General features: G+C 38.7%; 2 protein-coding genes. Both read left to right on the top strand.

From position 1 onward, the window contains the following. Window positions 1–265: carboxyl transferase domain-containing protein (locus A194_RS0116415; protein WP_272942216.1), on the top strand; the 265-nt coding region annotated here is incomplete at its 5' end. An 18-nt stretch (window positions 266–283) separates the two neighbouring features. Next, a partial coding sequence (locus A194_RS0116410; RefSeq protein ID WP_017187854.1) for a M20/M25/M40 family metallo-hydrolase occupies window positions 284–917 on the top strand: 634 nt, incomplete at its 3' end.

The raw sequence follows: 917 nt of genomic DNA, 5'->3' as shown, positions 1-917 counted from the left end.
TTGCGTTATGGGTCCTGAAGGTGCAGCCAACATTATTTTTGCTAAAGAGATTCAAGAATCTGATGAACCAGAAGTGACACGACAAGAGAAGATTAATGAGTACCGTGAGAAATTCGCGAATCCATATGTAGCAGCAGGGTTAGGTATGGTCGATGATGTGATTGATCCAAGGGAAACGCGTCTGAAGTTGAAGCAAGGTTTAAATATGCTGCGTAATAAGAAAGAAGAACGACCGACTAAAAAACATGGAAACATTCCATTATAAAGACGGAGGTAAGACAACATGAAAGTAAACGAACAACGACTAATCGATGAATTTATCGAACTTGTTCAAATAGACTCAGAAACGAAACACGAAGAAAAGATCGCTGAAGTGTTGAAACAAAAGTTAACAGACTTAGGTTTAGACATTCAAGAAGATGATGCTAAAGAAAAAACAGGCCATGGTGCGAACAATTTAATTTGTACTTTAAAAGGTACTAAACAAGATGCTGACACGATCTATTTCACATCTCATATGGATACAGTTGTTCCTGGTAAAGGCATTAAACCTTCAATTGAAGGAGACTACATTGTGTCTGACGGTACTACTATTTTAGGTGCCGATGATAAAGCGGGAATAGCTGCTATGATTGAAATGATTAAACGACTGAAAGAAGAAGAAATTGAGCACGGTGATATTCAACTTATTATTACAGTCGGTGAAGAATCTGGTCTAGTTGGTGCTAAAGCGTTAGACGCTACATTAGTGAAAGCGAAATACGGTTATGCTGTAGATAGTAATGGGGATGTAGGTAATATTATTGTTGCAGCACCATCTCAAGCGAAGTTAGAAATTACTTCAAGAGGAAAGAAAGCACATGCTGGTGTAGCACCTGAAGAAGGCGTGTCAGCTATAACGTTAGCTGCAAAAGCCG

The organism is Alkalibacillus haloalkaliphilus C5 (assembly GCF_000269905.1).
GTDB classification, from domain to species: domain Bacteria; phylum Bacillota; class Bacilli; order Bacillales; family Alkalibacillaceae; genus Alkalibacillus; species Alkalibacillus haloalkaliphilus_A.
This window is presented reverse-complemented; position numbering and strand designations above follow the sequence as displayed.